Genomic DNA, 15,764 nt, shown 5'->3' on the forward strand with positions numbered 1-15,764 from the left:
GCCTACCTCGTCTTGATGGCGTAATGACGCTCGGCCCACTTCAGTGCCGAGGTGGAGACAGCCGTGAACACCAGGAAGATGAGGGCCACTGCCATGTAAAAAGTGAAGGGCATCTGGGTCGAACCCGCCGCCAATGACGCCTTACGCACCATGTCATCGAGTCCGATGATGGAGACCAGCGCCGTGGTCTTGAGCAGGACCAGCCAGTTGTTGCCAAAACCCGGCAGGGCATGGCGCATCATCTGCGGAAACAGGATGCGGACGAACACCTGGGTGGCGCGCATGCCGAAGGCACGAGCCGCTTCCAGCTCCCCCTTGTCCACCGCCAGGATGGCGCCGCGGAAGGTTTCTGTCATGTAAGCGCCGAAGATGAAGCCTATGGTGGCCACCCCGGCGGCAAAGGGGCTGATATCGATGTAATCGGGGACCAGGGAGACCCAATCCTGATTGGGATTGCTCGACAGCAACCAGGCGTTGTATTGCTCGTTGATCCAGGTACAGATGCTGTTGATGAGCACCTGACCGCCGAAGAAGAGCAGCATCATCAGCACCAGATCAGGGATACCGCGAATGAGGGTGGTGTAACCGGTAGCCAGGCCCCGGGCCCACTTATAAGGGGAGAGCTTGGCCAGTGCGCCGAGCAGACCGAGCAGGAGCGCCAGCAGCAGGGAGGCCAGTGCCACCTGCAAGGTGATCCAGGCACCTTCCAGCAGGGAGGCTTCGTATCCTTTCAAATCAAACATGTGCAACTCCATCGCAATCGGGCCCGCCGTTTTCTTGGGAAAAGCCGCGGGCCCGATGACTACTGACTGGGGTCAGCCTGTCGTCCTGTTATTCACCGTACACATCGAAATCAAAGTACTTGTCATTGATCTCTTTGTATTTGCCGTTGGCACGCAGGGCCAGGATGGCGGCGTTGAATTTCTCTTTCAGATCCTTGTCGGCCTTGCGCACCGCGATACCGGCGCCCTCACCAAACCACTTGGGATCGGTCAGTTTCGGGCCGACGAACTCATAGCCGTCACCACCATCTTTCTTGAGCAAGCCATCGCTGATGGCGGCAGAGTCGGCCATCACGTAATCGACACGGCCGGACTTCAGATCCAGGTAGGCTTCATCGGCGGTGCCGTAACGCTTGATGGTGGCGTTGGGGAAGTTGTCGGTGATGTAGGTATCCATGGACGTAGCGCGCTGCACGGCAATGGTCTTGCCATCCATGAAGGCCTTGTCGAGTTTGACCTCAGTGCCTTTCTTGGCGGCGAAGCGGGCCGGAATGTGCTGGTACTTCTGGGTGAAGTCTACCTTCTTCTTGCGCTCTTCGGTGATGTCCATGGTGGCGATGATGGCGTCATATTTACGCGACAGCAGTGCCGGAATGATGCCATCCCAATCCTGCTTGACCATAGTGCACTTGACCTTCATCTCATCGCACAGGGCGTTGGCGATGTCGATGTCAAAACCTTTCACCTCGCCGCTTGGCTCGGTCCAGGAGAAGGGAGGATAGGCGCCTTCTACACCAATCCGTACCTCTTTCCACTCCTTGGCCATCAGGCTACCGGATGCCAGGGTGCTCAGAATGGCCGTGGCCAGTATCAGTTTTTTCATTGTCATCTCTCCTTGATAAAACAATTTGGATAATGGGAAGACTCGTCCATCAATAGATGGAAGATATGAATTGTTTGAAACGCTCTGACTTGGGATGGGCAAAGATCTCTTTCGGATTGCCCTGCTCTTCCACCACCCCCTGGTGCAGGAACATCACCTTGTTCGACACATCACGGGCAAAAGACATTTCGTGGGTCACCACCATCATGGTGCGCCCCTCTTCGGCCAGCTCGCGCATCAGGCTGAGTACCTCCCCCACCAATTCAGGATCCAGGGCCGAGGTGGGCTCGTCAAACAGCATAACCTCGGGGTCGACCGCCAGGGCGCGGGCGATAGCGGCCCGCTGCTGCTGACCGCCGGATAGGTGGCCGGGATAGTAATCACGACGCTCCCAGAGCCCGACCCGGTTGAGCAGGTGCTCCGCCTTGGCGACCGCCTCGGCACGGGGCACCTTCAGCACCTGGATTGGCACCTCTATGATGTTCTGCATGATGGTCATGTGTGACCAGAGATTGAAGCTCTGAAAGACCATGGCGAGGCGACTGCGAATGCGTTCAACCTGGCGCATGTCTTCCGGGGTACGTTCGCCGGTTCGGCTCGTCTTCATCCGGATCAGTTCCCCATGAAGGGATACGCTACCGGAGGAAGGGGTTTCGAGCAGATTGACACAGCGTAGAAAGGTCGACTTCCCCGATCCAGAGGAGCCGATCAGGGAGATGACATCTCCCTTGTGGGCCGTCATATCGATGCCCTTGAGCACTTCGTGGGTGCCAAAGTACTTATGCAAAGCACGAACTTCCAGTGCGGCAACGTCGCTCATCCACTACAACCTTGTCTGTCCCTAGACGCCGCAGGGGCGTGATACCACCATCACTCCATTAACAAAATGTTAACCGATGGCAACCTTCAGCGAAAATATCATCCACATGGTCAAAAAACAATACAGAGTAGAGGTTCTTGGTGTTTTATCTGTATTTTTATTGGCCTTGGCAGTATTTTTCAGCACTTTGTATGCATAAAACTCGACTTAATACCGCCAGGGCACCGGCCTGTTTCACTCCTAATACCTCAGTTAATCCGGCACATCATCGCTTTTTCATCATAACAGCATAAAAGCCTGTTTATTCATACCAGCTGACGATGCAAACTGGCAGTGGATCCATGTGATTTTCTTGGTTTTTTTGGCAAAAAAAGCCCGCGGGGGCAGATAACGCCCTCGCAAAGAGCCTCGGCTCCCATAACAGCCGGATAAAAAAGAGGGTCGGATGAGCCAACTTCTCTCACAGATATGTGACACCCGCTTAATAACTAATGATAAGGTGTCGTTTTTGTCATTCTCTTCTTTGAGGCCCCGATGCTGCTGAATGTCTTGCTGATCCTGCTGCCCCTGGTGATCGGCTACCTGGTTCCCCTCTCCTCCAAGCCCCTGCTCAAGCTCGTCAACGGTACCCTCGGCAAGCTGGTCTATCTGATCCTGTTCCTGATGGGACTGGGACTGGCCTTCGTGGAGGATCTGGGCGCTAACCTGCCGCGCATTTTCGTCATTGCGACCCTGATGCTGGCCTGTATCTCCCTGTGCAACTTGGCCGGTCTCTGGTGGCTGGACAGACGCAATCCCCCAGCCCACGATGGCAATGACTCCCAGATGCCGAGCAAGTGGAAGATGTTGTGGGAATCCGTGCAGCTCTGTTTCGTGGTATTGGCGGGGACCGTCATTGGCCTGCTGTTCGAGCCACGCTTCCTGCCCATCGACAAGTTGAGTGAGTGGGCACTGATGCTGCTGCTGTTTCTCATCGGTGTGCAGATGCGCAACTCGGGCATGCACCTGCGCCAGATCCTGCTCAACCCCTGGGGCATGAAGATAGCGGCCACCGTCATCCTCACCAGCTGGGTGGGCAGCCTGATTGCCTCCCTGCTGCTCGGCCTGCCCTTCGCTCACGGGCTGGCCATGAGTTCGAGTTTTGGCTGGTATTCGCTCTCCGGCATCCTGGTCGCCGACAAGCTGGGGCCGGTGCTGGGCTCGGCGGCATTTCTCAACGACCTTGGCCGCGAGCTCATTGCCATCCTCATCATCCCCATGCTGATGCGTCGCCACCCCTCGGCGGCTGTCGGCTATGGCGGCGCCACCGCCCTGGACTTCACTCTGCCGGTGATCCAGCGCTCGGGCGGCATCACCATGGTACCGATCGCCATCGTTTCCGGTTTCATATTGAGTCTGCTCGGCCCCATATTGATACTCGCCTTCCTCGCGATCTGATCCCTTGCCGGGGGCATGGCGAGGCCTTCACCACGCCCCCTCTGAACTCGGCTAAGGTTCACTCACTCACCCGGCGAGGATCTCATGAACTATCTTGCACACCTGCATCTGGCCAGTCACTGCGACAGCTCGCTTACCGGCAACCTGCTTGGCGACTTCATCAAGGGCCCCTTGCCAAGCGGGCTGGAGCCATCACTGGACGCGGGTATCTGGCTGCATCGCAGAGTCGATGCCTTCACCGATGCCCACCCCGAGCACAGGGCTGCGGTCGGCTGTTTTGCTCCGCCCTGGCGGCGTTTTGGCGCCATCCTGGTCGATATGCTCTACGACCATTGGCTCAGCCTGCACTGGGCCCGCTTCAGTCCGGCGCCCCTGCCGCTCTTCTTGCAGCAGAGCTATGCCGCCCTGCTGGCTGATGAGGCTCGCCTGCCCGGTGGCCTGCCCTCCCCGTTAACCGCCATGGTGCGCCAGAACTGGCTCGCCTCCTATGCCGAGCTGGACGGGCTGACACGGGCCCTCAACGGCATAGGTCAGCGGCTGCGTCGCCCGCAACCCCTCGGCCTGGCGCTGGCAACCCTGCTCCCGGCCCAGTGGCACGCCTGTGAACAAGGCTTTCTCGCCTTTTATCCCGATCTGATGCGCTTTACCCAGCAAGAGTGGCAGGCGCGCCCCCACTTTCCGGATATCCATCGCCCATAAAAAAACGCCCCTAGGGGCGTTTTTGGTGAGCGGCAACCTAGGGCTGCGTCTCTTTCTTCTTGCGAATGCTCAACCCCAAGCTCGCGGCCGCGCAGGCGGGCGTAATAGATGGTACCGATGAAGGCGAGGATGGTGAACACCAGCTCCACGACCGCCAGCCAGCGCTCCCCTTCATCCGCAGTGATCAGCGTAAGGGAGTGCAGAAAGTAGGGCATCAGCACGAAGTTGCCCCAGGCATGGGTATAGGGATTGCCCTGCACTATGCCCTTGAGGGGAAACAGCAGCGGGACAGTCCAGATCACCGGCAGCAACCAGGGATTGAGCTCAGGGTGCGGAGAGAGCCAGACATGCCAGATAATGACCCAGGCCAGCAGACCAAGGAAGCCGACCAGTGTCAGCAGACGGGCTTGAAAAGTGGTCACTTGAGGATCTCCAGCACCTGCTCGGGAGGTCGGCCTATCCGGGCCTGGCCATCCTTGATGACGATGGGGCGCTCGATCAGCTTGGGATGTTGATGCATGGCCTGGATCAGGGCCCCGCCACTCAGATTTGCCAACCCCAGCTCCTTGTAGAGATCTTCTTTAGTGCGCATCAGCTGACGGGGATCCGCGAAGCCAAGCTGAGTCAGCAAGCTACGGATCTGGGCTTCGCTCGGTGCTTGCTCCAGATAGAGCACCACCTCGGGCTGGATGCCATGCTGCTCAAGCAGGGCCAGGGTCTCACGGCTCTTCGAGCAGCGCGGATTGTGGTAGATTTGGGTCTCGCTCATGATAACTCCCTGATTTATCGCATGAGAGGGGAAGAAACGGCGCTATTGTATGGCAAAGCCTGAGGCGCGTCTTCCATTGATGGAATGAAACCAGATGGTTATCAAATTGTATGAAACACCCGCCATTCGGGCCCGAAGAGGTCACTGCCTGATGACAGGTCTCAAGGAGAGGCAATGAATGCTATCCATGCCATGGCGCTGACCGCTCTGTTGAGCGCCTGTACCCCTCAACCCGAGTTGACCGATGACAAGGGGGATACAGTCAGCCTGCAACAGTTCGCGGGCAAGCCACTGCTGGTCAACTATTTTGCCCAGTGGTGCGCCCCCTGCCTGCGGGAGATGCCCCTGCTCAATGCCTTGCAACGCGAGGGCCGAGTGCAGGTGCTGGCGCTTAGCTTCGACAGCATGAGTGCGCCCGAGCTGGCCGAGCTGGCCCGCCGTCACGATATCCAAGTGCCCATCATGCAGGCCAACGGCGAGGCCGGAGCCAGATTGCCCTTCCCCCGCCCCAGCCAGCTGCCCACCAGCTATCTGCTCGATGCAGATGGCAAACTGGTACAGACCCTGGTCGGTGAGCTCAACCAAGCACGACTCGCGGCTCTGATCCAGGCCACGCCATAATCGTCATCAAATAGCCTGCGCGTCCCTGAGCGAGCAGGCTGTCCATGACGCAGCCAACGCCCGCCAAGTACCTGCTCGATGCCGATGGCAAGCTGGTACAGACCTTGGTCGGTGAGCTCCATCAAGCACGACTCGCGGCCCTGACCCGGACCACGCCGTAATCGTCATCAAATAGCCTGCATGTCCCTTCCCTGAGCGAGCAGCCTGTCCATGACGCAGCCAACGCCCGCCAAGTACCTGTCAAAAAAAAGGGTGCTGCGGTGGCCCGCTGCGCCCTTGTCTGCCGCAAGACGTGTTACATCTTGAGGCTCTCCAATGCTTTTTTCTCGCGCTCCAACTCGGTGATCCTGGCCTCGATACGCGCCAGGTTCAGCTTGTTGCTGGTGGTGCCACGGGCCACGATCAGTTCATCGATGGCAGCCTGGTAGTCGCCACGCAGGGAGAGGGTCTCGGCCCGGGCCATATGCAGCTCCTCCATCCGGCCCGCCTTGCGATACGCATCGGCCAGCAGGCTCCAGGTCAGGCTGTTCTCTTCGTGATCACGGGCGTAGGGATCCAGAGTGGCGATCGCCTTGGCGGTGTTGCCGCTCTCCAGATAGGCGTTGCCGAGGTTGATCACCACCACTTCATTGTCCGGCATCCGGCGTTTGAACTGTTCGAGGCGGGCGATGGCCTGGGCATTGCGTCCCTTGGCGAGATCGATGTCGGTCTGGCCATCCAGGATGAAGAGATCCTCCGGATGGCGACTGGCCAGCTCCTTCATGATGGTGTCAGCCTCATCCGCGCGTTTGAGCTGGAGCAGCACCAGGGCCTTGCCATAGAGCGCAGCATCCCTGAGGGGGTAATCGCCCCGGCTCAGGCGCTGTTCGAAAAAGGTGAGCAGGGCAGCCTGACGTTCGGTGCCAAACCGGGTCTGGATCCGCACCTTGGCAAACCAGAAATCCAGGCTGGGGGGTAAGGTGCGTTTGCCGTAGCTGGCCGCCCTGGCACGGGCCTCGGCGATCCGGGTCTCGGGCAAGGGGTGAGTCAGCAGCATCTCGGGCGGCTTGCTGGCGTAGCGATACTCCGCCGCCAGTTTTTGGAAGAAGGTCGCCATGCCGCTAGGGTCGAAGCCCGCGTCATAGAGGGTCTTCATGCCAATGCGATCCGCCTCGTACTCGTTGTCCCGGGTATAGTTGATGGCAGACTGCATCGACAATCCGAGGGTGGTCTGCAAGGCGGCGATCCCGGCGGTCGGGTTGATTACCGCCAGGGCGATGGAACCGACCAGCCCGGCCAGGGTCATGGCCGAGCTGCTCGCCTGGGATTCGAGATAACGGGCGATGTGGCGCTGGGTGACGTGGGTAATTTCGTGAGCCAGTACCGAGGCGAGTTCACTCTCGCTGTCGGCATAGAGAAACAGGCCGGTGTGTACCTTGACCCGACCACCGAGGAAAGCCGCCGCGTTGATGCTGGGATCGTTGATCAGGAAGAAGGTGAAGGGGAAACGGACCCCGTCCGCGTTGGTAAGCAGTCGCTGACCCAGATCATCAATGTACTGGCTGAGCACAGGGTCATCGATAACGGGCAAACCGGCACGGGCAAAGCGCATGAAGGCGTTGCCATAGCGCACTTCCTGCTCGATAGGTAGCGCAGCCACTCCTGCGGTGCCTATGTCGGGCAACTGGTTGTTGGCCTGGACGGTGAAGCTGGCACTCATCAGGGAGGTCAACAGAGGGATCGTTGCCATCAGGGGGGAAAAACGTGCCACGTTATCTCTATCTCCTTTAGGAAGGGGCCTCGGCAGAATACCCTTGCCCCCGACGGCCCACAAGCGTTGTTTCAGGCAGGCATCACGGCCATAATGACGGCGTCTCGCCTGCTGGAGCCGTTATGGAACACCTGGATCTGACCCCTTATCGCTGCCCTGAGCCACTCATCATGGTCAAACTCTGGCTGCGCCAGGCTAAAAACGGTCAATCCCTCGCCATCAGCCTGTCCGATCCCGGCTCGCGCCGCGATATCCCGGCCTATCTGACTCGCCTTGGTCATCGCATTCTGGTCTCTGAGCAAACCCCTTCGTGCCTGCACCTGCAATTCACGGTCGGGGAGCCATCCTGTTGTTGAGGAATACTCCATGTTTGAAGTCCTGAAACGCTGGTATCAGACTCGATTCTCCGATCCCAACGCCGTTACCCTGTTCCTGTTGCTGCTGTTTTGTTTCGCCATACTCTGGCTGTTTGGCGACATTCTGGCCCCGCTGCTGGTGGCCCTGGTGATGGCCTATCTGCTGGAGTGGCCGGTGAGTCGCTTGCAACGGTTCGGGCTGGAGCGTACCCCCGCCACCGGCCTGGTATTGCTCCTGGTTCTCACCCTGACAGTGCTGGCGCTGCTCGGCCTGATCCCGACCCTGGTCAGTCAGGGGATCAATCTGGCCAAGGAGTCACCCGCCATGCTGGGTCACACCCAGGACTATGTGCGCACCCTGCCCGAAAAATACCCCGAGCTCATCGATGTCAGCCTGGTGGAGACGCTGATCGACAACATACGCCAACGGATCCTGAGCGGCGGCGAGACCCTGGTCAGCGCCTCGCTAAGCTCCCTGGTCAACGTGGTCGCCCTGCTCATCTATCTGATACTGGTGCCCTTGATGGTGTTCTTCATGCTCAAGGATAAGGGTGTGCTGCTGGCGGGTATACGCCGCTTCCTGCCCCGGAACCGCACCTTGGTCAACCGGGTCTGGATGGAGATGAACGATCAGATCATCAACTACATCCGTGGCAAGGTCATCGAGATCCTCATCGTCGGCATCGCCACCTATATCCCCTTCGCCCTGATGGGGCTGCGTTACTCGGTCCTGCTGGCGGTAGCGGTCGGTTTCTCCGTGCTTATCCCCTACATAGGAGCCGCGGCGGTGACGGTGCCTGTGACCATGGTGGCCCTGTTCCAATGGGGGCTGGAGCCTCAATTTGTCTGGCTGATGGTCGCCTATCTGGTGATCCAGGCCCTCGATGGCAATCTGCTGGTGCCGCTGCTCTTCTCCGAAGCCGTCAATCTGCACCCTGTGGTGATCATCATCGCCGTGCTGGTATTTGGTGGCCTGTGGGGCTTTTGGGGGGTCTTCTTCGCCATCCCGCTGGCGACCCTGGTCAAGGCGGTGCTCAATGCCTGGCCCAAGCGGGATGATAACTCCCAGACCATCGCTTGATTGAGAGGGGCCCCAGGCCCCTCTTTTTCCCCCGCCATCCAGGTGACTCGCCACAAACCGCTGACGCCCCCTTTCAAAGCCTCTCGTCATGACAGATCCCCTTGAATACATGCTGAATAAAATAAGCGTTAGCCTGGCTATCGACTTGAATTTACGAAAAAAACAGGCTTCACTGGCAATATTCGTCATGGCACCTGCGCCACCATGAACTCATTCGGCCGCTGACCACAAGGAATCTCTTCATGCCCTCTGCCCACCCCCTGCGCCCAGGTCCCCTTGGCATCGCCGGCTTGCTGGCCCTGCTGCTGACCGGCCCCGCCCGGGCCGACATCGATCTTGGCGCTCTGAGTGCGTTCTCCAGCGACAGTCCAACCAGTCCCATTCCCAAAGGGTTGGTGCTGGGCGGCGCCTTCATCGGTGGCCAGGCTCGCTATCAGCATCAGGATGACACCATGCTGCCCATTCCTGGTGGCCTCTATTTTGGTGAGAACCTGATGTATCTGGGGGACAGGGCCCGTTATTACCTCTCCCGGGATGGCAATCTGTCGACCTATGCGTTCGGGCGACTACGCTTTGGCAACCTGGATCCCGATGATGATCGCTTCTTCGATGGCATGAACAAACGCAAGGGCGAGTTTGAAGCCGGATTCGGTGCCGATCTCGTGACCCCCTATGCCCTGTTGACCCTGCGGGCCACCAGCGACGTCACTGGTACCAGCAAGGGACAGGAGATCATGGCATGGGCCAACTTCCCCATCATACGGGGACCGCTGCTGGTCATGCCGGGAGCCGGCTTGATGCTGCGCAGCCACAACTTGGCCAACTACTACTTCGGTGGCGTGTCGGACAATGAGGTGGCACCGGGTCGTTCGCAGTGGAACACAGGCACGACTATCTCCCCCATGGCCTCCATCATTGGCAGCTATCGATTCAGCCCCAACTGGATTGGCGGATTCGGCGTCAACTACGAGCTCTACGATAACGACATCGCCGACAGCCCTCTGGTGCAACATGACGGCGAACTCTATGCCGGTGTCGGGCTGGGTTATATCTGGTGATCCTGGTGAGCTGTCCTGCACAGCACACAGGAAAGAGGCCCGCATGATGCGGGCCTCTTGTCATTTCGAGGCGCTGCGGATTACAGCTGCGTGAGGAACGCCGCCAGGGCCTGATTGACGAAGGCGGGATTTTCCAGAGACGAGATATGGCCCGCGGCCGGGATCTCCTTGAAGGGGCAGCCCAATACCTCGGCCATCAGATAGCCCTCCAGCACGGGGCGTGCCTTGTCTTCACAGCCGGTCATCACCAGCGCAGGGACAGCAATCTCTTCCAGCCAGTCGATGCGATCCTCCCGGGTCACGAAGCTGCGACCCACCGCCACCATGGCGGCAATCTTCTCGGCGGGCCAGGTGGCGAGTCGCCCCTTGAAGTCGGCCATCAGCGCCGCATCCGGCTGATTGGCAAAGAACAGCGGCGCTACCTGCTCGACGATGGGAGCGGGTATGCTGCCGAGCTGCCCTATCATGCCCAGCATGCCGAGGTAACGCTCGCAGGTGATCTGTGGCTCCAGGCCGACGAAGCTGTCCATCAGCACCAGCCCCTTGAGACGGTTCGGCGCCATATTGGCCAGCTCCACCCCCCACATGCCGCCGATGGAGAGGCCCACCAGCACGCATTCGTCGATACCCAGGGCATCGAGCAGGGCGAGGTGATCCCGGGCCAGGGTCGCCAGGGTGCAAAGGTCGTCCGGCAATCGGTCGGAATCACCGTGACCCCACAGCTCGGGTACGATGCAGCGGTACTGGCCCTTGAGCGCCTCGACTTGCGGCGCCCACATGGCGCTGTCCCACAGATAGCTGTGACCGAACAGCAGAACCGGGCCCTGCCCCTCGTCCAGATAGGCCATTTGGCGGCCCGCTATCTCCATAAATTGCTTCATGTTTTCTCCTGTTGCCAACTGACGGGGCGGCAGTGTAACACGTCCTCCTTGGCAGTTGAGCTTCCCTGGTGCAAGCTGGAAAGACTCAAAAGAGGGAGAGAGACATGAGCAAGGACACCAAGCTGGGCAAGAAGCAATATGAGAAGGCATTAGTCAATCTGCAGGCAGAACTGGTCAGGCTGCAGGAGTGGGTCAAACAGGAAGGGCTCAAGGTCGTAGTGCTGTTTGAGGGGCGGGATGCCGCCGGCAAAGGTGGCGTCATCAAGGCCATTACAGCCCGACTCAATCCACGGGTGGTAAGGGTCTCCGCCCTCCCGGCGCCCTCCAACCGCGAACGGACCCAATGGTACTTCCAGCGTTACGCTTCCCACCTGCCCGCCGCTGGGGAAATGGTGCTGTTCGATCGATCCTGGTACAACAGGGCTGGGGTCGAGCGGGTAATGGGGTTTTGCGATGATGACGAATACCGTGAATTCCTGCGCGCCTGCCCCGAGTTCGAGCGCATGCTGACCCGCGCTGGCATCACTGTCATCAAATACTGGTTCTCGGTATCGGATGAAGAGCAGGAGAAGCGCTTTCTCGACAGGATCAACACCCCGATCAAACGCTGGAAATTCAGCCCCATGGATCTTGAATCACGCTCGCGCTGGGTCGAATATTCCCGCGCCAAGGATGACATGTTCGTCTACACCGACACCGAGGATTGTCCCTGGTTCGTGGTCGAGGCGGATGACAAGCGCAGTGCCCGCATCAACTGCATCTCCCACCTGCTGGCCCAGATCCCCTACAAGGCCATCAAGTACGACAAGATAACCCTGCCACCGATAGACACCCAGGGTTACGAGCGCCCCGCCCTCGCCACACAGACTTTTGTGCCCGATGTGGCCCATCGGCTGCGCAAGGGCAAAGATCTCAAGGAGTCCAAAGCGGACAAGAAGGAAGCCCCAAAAGAAGCCAAGCCAGTGGCCGCAGAGCCACAAACAAGCGCGGCGCCAGCCAAGAAAACGGTAACATCAGCGGCCAGCAGCGCCCCGATGAAGAAAGCGGCACCTTCAAAACCAACGACCAACAACGCCCCGGCGAAAAAAGCGATATCTGCAAAGCCAGCGGCCAGCAGCGCCCCGGTGAAGAAAGCGACATCTGCAAAGTCTGCAACCAAGAGCCCCCCTGCCCCCGATGCGACACCTGCCGAACTGCCGGCTGAGGCCGCCTTGGCGGTGACTTCCTCTGTCAAGGCGGCTCCGACCGAGAAGCGCCAGGGCAAAGGCAAGGCCCCCGGCACCAAGCAGTAGCGCCCCTTCCCCTCGATTCCCCTGCCAATAAAAAGCCGGTCTCACGACCGGCAAAAGGCATTGAATGAACAATCAGGCCAGACAACCCCTGGCCCCTCGGGCCGACTGTCAGCCGCGAATATATTTGGCAGTACGCGGGAAAGCCTGCTCCTTGATATCAAACAGATAGCAGGCCTCGGCCGGGATGCCGACGCTGTAGGATTGGCCGCTACTCACGTCTATGTCCGCATTGGCCTTGACGGTAAAGTCGTGCCCTTCCACATCCATATAGACGAAAGACTCGGCACCCAGGTGTTCGGCAACTTGCACCAGTCCCGTCACCTTGCTGTGAGCATGGGGGTGATCCAGGGTCACCAGATGCTCGGGACGCACGCCCAGTTCGACCTTGTCGCCGACGGCAGCACGGCGGGCATCGACGCGAGCGCGCACCATATCCCCCGACACCAGCTTGACCAGGCACTCCTGCTCGCCAATCTCGGCCAGCTCGCCGCTGAGGAAGTTCATCTTGGGTGAGCCGATAAAGCCTGCCACGAACTTGTTGTCCGGGTTGTGGTAGAGATCCAGCGGCGTACCAAACTGCTCAAGATTGCTGGTTGCCTCCCCCTTGAGCGGGCTCAGCACCACGATGCGATTGGCGAGGGTCATGGCCTCAATCTGGTCATGGGTCACGTAGATGATGGTGGAGTTGAGTTCTTTGTGCAGCTTGGCTATCTCGATGCGCATCTTGACCCGCAGCGCGGCATCCAGGTTGGAGAGCGGCTCATCGAACAGGAACACCTGCGGCTGCTGGACGATGGAGCGACCGATAGCTACGCGCTGGCGCTGACCGCCGGAAAGCGCCTTGGGTTTGCGCTCAAGCAGGGGCTCCAGGCCGAGGATTTCGGCGGCACGCATCACTCGCTTGTGAATATCGTCCTTGCCCATCTTCTTGATCTTGAGGCCAAAGGCCATGTTCTCGTAGATGTTCATGTGCGGGTAGAGTGCGTAGGACTGGAACACCATGCCGATGTTGCGCTCCACCGGCGGCACGTCGTTCATGTAGCGGCCACCTATAGTCAGCTCGCCGCTGGTGATGTCCTCGAGCCCCGCGATCATCCGCAGCAGGGTCGACTTGCCGCAGCCAGAGGGACCGACGAAGACGATGAACTCTCCTTCCTTGATAGAGAGATTGATGTTGCGCAGCGTGTCCTTGTGGATCGCCGGATCGTAATTTTTGCGAACGTTGTTGAGTACTACTTCAGCCATGACGAGCTCCGCTCTTAAATCTGTACAAATCGTGATAGCGGGGGCGCCTTGCACCCCGGCCAGAAAGCCAAACCCTGCACACCGCTGGCGATGATGTCAGTCACCGGCGGCGAGACCACCAGCCACCGAGCCAGCTAGTGGCAGGGCACAGGGGAGTCTGCACTCCCCCATATATCAACGAGCAACCTTACCCCTTGACGCCACCTGCGGTGAGGCCACCCACCAGCCAGCGCTGAGCCAGCAGGAACACCAGAGTGATGGGCAAACCGGACAGCACGGCTGCCGCGGCGAAGTCACCCCAGAGGTAGTTCTGTGGATAGAGGTATTGCTGGGCCCCGACCGCCAGGGTCAGGTTATCCACGTCCTGCAACAGGATGGAGGCCATGGGCACCTCGGTGATGGCACCGATGAAGGAGAGAATGAACACCACCGCCAATATGGGTACCGACAGGGGCAGCAGGATCAACCGGAACGCCTGCCAAGGGGTGGCGCCGTCGATGGCCGCAGCCTCCTCCAGGGAGGAGTCGATGGTTTCGAAATAGCCCTTGATGGTCCACACATGCAGCGCTATGCCACCCATGTAAGCCAGGATCAGGCCACCGTGGGTATTGAGGCCAAGCCAGGGAATGTACTCCCCAATCTTGTTAAACAGTGCATAGATGGCCACCAGTGCCAGCACGGCCGGGAACATCTGGAAGATCAGCATGCCCTTCAAGATGGTCTGCTTGCCACGAAAACGCAGGCGGGCAAAGGCATAGGCGCAGGTGGTCGACAGCGTCACTATCATCAGCGCCGTGATGCCAGCCACCTTGATGGAGTTCCACAGCCAGGTCAGCACCGGGAAGGGCGGTGGTGTCACGCTGCCATCGGCATTGGTGATGGTCATGCCCAGCGCCAGCTTCCAGTGATCCAGCGTCGGGTTGGAGGGGATGATCTCCCCCACCGAGAAGTTGCCGTTTCGAAACGAGATGGCGATGACCATGATCAGCGGGAAGATGATCACCGCCAGGAAGCCCCACATCACCAGGTGGGTTGCCCACACCCGGTATTTGACAGACTTGGGTTGTACGATAGCCATATAGCTCCCCTTACAGTTGGTCAGCTTTGGAAAGCTTGAGGTTGAGCAGTGCCAATGCCCCGACGATCAGGAAGATGGCGGTAGCGATGGCGCTGGCAAGACCATAGTCCTGGCCACCCGAGCCCTGGAACGCGATCCGGTAGGTGTAGCTCACCAACAAGTCCGTGGTCCCGGCCGGGGTACTGGCCCCTATGATGTCCGGTGCGCCATTGGTCAACAACTGGATTAACACGAAGTTATTGAAGTTGAAGGCAAATGAGGCGATGAGCAGCGGCGTGAGCGGCTTCATCAACAACGGCACCGTGATCTTGAAGAAGTTCTGCACCGGGCCGGCCCCGTCCATGGCGGAGGCCTCATAGAGATCGTCCGGAATCGCCTTGAGCAGCCCCATGCACAGGATCATCATGTAGGGGTAGCCGAGCCAGGTATTGACGATAAGGATCATCGCCTTGGCCAGGAAGGGATTGGTGTACCAGTCCGGCTTGATGCCGAATGCCGCTTCCAGGAACAGGTTGATCTCACCGAAGTTCTGGTTGAACAACCCCTTGAACACCAGGATGGAGATAAAGGCCGGAATGGCGTAGGGCAGGATCAACATGACCCGATAAAAACCTCGCCCCTTGAGCTGTTCCCACTGCACCAGGCAGGCGACGACCATGCCGATGGCCAGGGTCAACACCACCGAGCAGGTGGAGAACACGACGGTCCAGATGAATATCTGGAAGAAGGGGCCCTGAATACCCGGGTCGGTCAGGATACGGGTGAAGTTCTTCCAGCCAACCGCGACCACGAAGCCGGGTGCCACGCTCTTGCCGACAAACTGCCCCTGCTCGTCGATGTATTGATAAAAGCCCGTATCCTTGTTGGGCATCATCAGCTCGCCGCTCTGGTTATCACGCAGCAGATTGCTCTCCTTGAGCACCACCCCGGATTTCAGCACGGCGCCATCGGACAGCTGGGTATAGAGCGGCTTTTGCGCGGCAAACTTGCGCAGGCTGCTCATGGTGAGCTGGATACCGCCTTCGGGCAGCACCAGGTCCAGCTCGGAGAGGTGGGTCTTGTGGGCGATGAT

Annotated in this window: 15 protein-coding genes and 2 pseudogenes; 7 read left to right on the plus strand and 10 right to left on the minus strand. The window is 59.3% G+C overall.

Annotation, left to right across the window (positions count from 1 at the left end):
* Positions 1–2: 2 nt before the first annotated feature.
* The 3 genes from G113_RS12885 to G113_RS12895 form a co-directional block, all read right to left on the minus strand.
* On the minus strand, positions 3–743 hold the full coding sequence (locus G113_RS12885; protein WP_005903599.1) for an ABC transporter permease: 741 nt from the start codon (positions 741–743) through the stop codon (positions 3–5).
* 88 nt (positions 744–831) lie between these two features.
* Positions 832–1,605, minus strand: coding sequence for an ABC transporter substrate-binding protein (locus G113_RS12890; protein ID WP_005903601.1), 774 nt, complete (start codon positions 1,603–1,605; stop codon positions 832–834).
* 49 nt (positions 1,606–1,654) lie between these two features.
* A complete protein-coding gene (locus tag G113_RS12895) occupies positions 1,655–2,425 on the minus strand; it encodes an ABC transporter ATP-binding protein (protein ID WP_005903603.1) in 771 nt (256 codons plus the stop codon).
* A gap of 534 nt (positions 2,426–2,959) precedes the next feature.
* On the opposite strand from G113_RS12895, the gene G113_RS12900 reads away from it, so the two are divergent.
* Positions 2,960–3,862: a lysine exporter LysO family protein gene (locus G113_RS12900; RefSeq protein ID WP_005903604.1), complete on the plus strand. Its 903-nt coding sequence runs from the start codon at positions 2,960–2,962 to the stop codon at positions 3,860–3,862.
* An 84-nt stretch (positions 3,863–3,946) separates the two neighbouring features.
* Entirely contained in the window at positions 3,947–4,561 is a 615-nt protein-coding gene (locus G113_RS12905) for an acyl carrier protein phosphodiesterase (protein WP_005903606.1), read from the plus strand.
* Between the two features lie 37 nt (positions 4,562–4,598).
* On the opposite strand, the pseudogene G113_RS12910 reads toward G113_RS12905, so the two are convergent.
* Positions 4,599–4,983 (minus strand): annotated as a pseudogene (locus tag G113_RS12910) (DUF2069 domain-containing protein).
* Complete coding sequence (gene arsC, locus G113_RS12915) at positions 4,980–5,330, minus strand: arsenate reductase (glutaredoxin) (protein ID WP_005903611.1); 351 nt, start codon at positions 5,328–5,330, stop codon at positions 4,980–4,982. The pseudogene G113_RS12910 and the gene arsC overlap by 4 nt, the downstream one beginning before the upstream one ends.
* Positions 5,331–5,504: 174 nt before the next feature.
* On the opposite strand from arsC, the gene G113_RS12920 reads away from it, so the two are divergent.
* Positions 5,505–5,951 (plus strand): TlpA family protein disulfide reductase, encoded by a 447-nt coding sequence (locus G113_RS12920; protein WP_005903613.1) that lies wholly within the window; start codon positions 5,505–5,507, stop codon positions 5,949–5,951.
* Between the two features lie 295 nt (positions 5,952–6,246).
* Here G113_RS12920 and bepA read toward each other — a convergent pair whose 3' ends face one another.
* Positions 6,247–7,701, minus strand: a complete 1,455-nt coding sequence (gene bepA, locus G113_RS12925) for a beta-barrel assembly-enhancing protease (protein WP_005903615.1) — start codon at positions 7,699–7,701, stop codon at positions 6,247–6,249.
* A 122-nt stretch (positions 7,702–7,823) separates the two neighbouring features.
* On the opposite strand from bepA, the gene G113_RS20605 reads away from it, so the two are divergent.
* From G113_RS20605 to G113_RS12940, 3 genes are all read left to right on the plus strand, one after another.
* Positions 7,824–8,057 carry a sulfurtransferase TusA family protein gene (locus tag G113_RS20605; protein ID WP_005903617.1) on the plus strand — a complete coding sequence of 78 codons (234 nt, stop codon included), beginning with the start codon at positions 7,824–7,826 and terminating at the stop codon, positions 8,055–8,057.
* A gap of 10 nt (positions 8,058–8,067) precedes the next feature.
* Complete coding sequence (locus G113_RS12935) at positions 8,068–9,138, plus strand: AI-2E family transporter (RefSeq protein ID WP_005903620.1); 1,071 nt, start codon at positions 8,068–8,070, stop codon at positions 9,136–9,138.
* 242 nt (positions 9,139–9,380) lie between these two features.
* Positions 9,381–10,196 (plus strand): MipA/OmpV family protein, encoded by an 816-nt coding sequence (locus tag G113_RS12940; RefSeq protein WP_005903622.1) that lies wholly within the window; start codon positions 9,381–9,383, stop codon positions 10,194–10,196.
* Between the two features lie 80 nt (positions 10,197–10,276).
* Here the strand turns inward: G113_RS12940 and G113_RS12945 are convergent, their stop codons facing one another.
* Entirely contained in the window at positions 10,277–11,077 is an 801-nt protein-coding gene (locus G113_RS12945) for an alpha/beta fold hydrolase (RefSeq protein ID WP_005903624.1), read from the minus strand.
* A 104-nt stretch (positions 11,078–11,181) separates the two neighbouring features.
* On the opposite strand from G113_RS12945, the pseudogene ppk2 reads away from it, so the two are divergent.
* Positions 11,182–11,973 (plus strand): annotated as a pseudogene (gene ppk2, locus G113_RS12950) (polyphosphate kinase 2); the annotation flags it as partial.
* A 504-nt stretch (positions 11,974–12,477) separates the two neighbouring features.
* Here the strand turns inward: ppk2 and G113_RS12955 are convergent.
* The 3 genes from G113_RS12955 to malF form a co-directional block, all read right to left on the minus strand.
* A complete protein-coding gene (locus tag G113_RS12955; RefSeq protein WP_005903629.1) occupies positions 12,478–13,614 on the minus strand; it encodes an ABC transporter ATP-binding protein in 1,137 nt (378 codons plus the stop codon).
* A 187-nt stretch (positions 13,615–13,801) separates the two neighbouring features.
* Complete coding sequence (gene malG / locus G113_RS12960; RefSeq protein ID WP_005903630.1) at positions 13,802–14,692, minus strand: maltose ABC transporter permease MalG; 891 nt, start codon at positions 14,690–14,692, stop codon at positions 13,802–13,804.
* Positions 14,693–14,702: 10 nt separating this feature from the next.
* On the minus strand, positions 14,703–15,764 hold a 1,062-nt coding region (gene malF, locus G113_RS12965), incomplete at its 5' end, for a maltose ABC transporter permease MalF (RefSeq protein ID WP_005903631.1).

It is taken from the genome of Aeromonas molluscorum 848 (assembly GCF_000388115.1).
In the GTDB taxonomy this organism is placed as follows: Bacteria; Pseudomonadota; Gammaproteobacteria; order Enterobacterales; family Aeromonadaceae; genus Aeromonas; species Aeromonas molluscorum.

What these genes read in the sequence shown, in the direction of transcription:
- G113_RS12905 (WP_005903606.1), top strand. Translation starts at nt 3,947, where the DNA reads ATGAACTATCTTGCACACCTGCATCTGGCCAGTCACTGCGACAGCTCG.
- G113_RS12895 (WP_005903603.1), bottom strand. Translation starts at nt 2,425, where the DNA reads ATGAGCGACGTTGCCGCACTGGAAGTTCGTGCTTTGCATAAGTACTTT.
- G113_RS20605 (WP_005903617.1), top strand. Translation starts at nt 7,824, where the DNA reads ATGGAACACCTGGATCTGACCCCTTATCGCTGCCCTGAGCCACTCATC.
- arsC (WP_005903611.1), bottom strand. Translation starts at nt 5,330, where the DNA reads ATGAGCGAGACCCAAATCTACCACAATCCGCGCTGCTCGAAGAGCCGT.
- G113_RS12920 (WP_005903613.1), top strand. Translation starts at nt 5,505, where the DNA reads ATGAATGCTATCCATGCCATGGCGCTGACCGCTCTGTTGAGCGCCTGT.
- G113_RS12885 (WP_005903599.1), bottom strand. Translation starts at nt 743, where the DNA reads ATGTTTGATTTGAAAGGATACGAAGCCTCCCTGCTGGAAGGTGCCTGG.
- malG (WP_005903630.1), bottom strand. Translation starts at nt 14,692, where the DNA reads ATGGCTATCGTACAACCCAAGTCTGTCAAATACCGGGTGTGGGCAACC.
- G113_RS12935 (WP_005903620.1), top strand. Translation starts at nt 8,068, where the DNA reads ATGTTTGAAGTCCTGAAACGCTGGTATCAGACTCGATTCTCCGATCCC.
- G113_RS12955 (WP_005903629.1), bottom strand. Translation starts at nt 13,614, where the DNA reads ATGGCTGAAGTAGTACTCAACAACGTTCGCAAAAATTACGATCCGGCG.
- G113_RS12890 (WP_005903601.1), bottom strand. Translation starts at nt 1,605, where the DNA reads ATGAAAAAACTGATACTGGCCACGGCCATTCTGAGCACCCTGGCATCC.
- G113_RS12945 (WP_005903624.1), bottom strand. Translation starts at nt 11,077, where the DNA reads ATGAAGCAATTTATGGAGATAGCGGGCCGCCAAATGGCCTATCTGGAC.
- G113_RS12900 (WP_005903604.1), top strand. Translation starts at nt 2,960, where the DNA reads ATGCTGCTGAATGTCTTGCTGATCCTGCTGCCCCTGGTGATCGGCTAC.
- G113_RS12940 (WP_005903622.1), top strand. Translation starts at nt 9,381, where the DNA reads ATGCCCTCTGCCCACCCCCTGCGCCCAGGTCCCCTTGGCATCGCCGGC.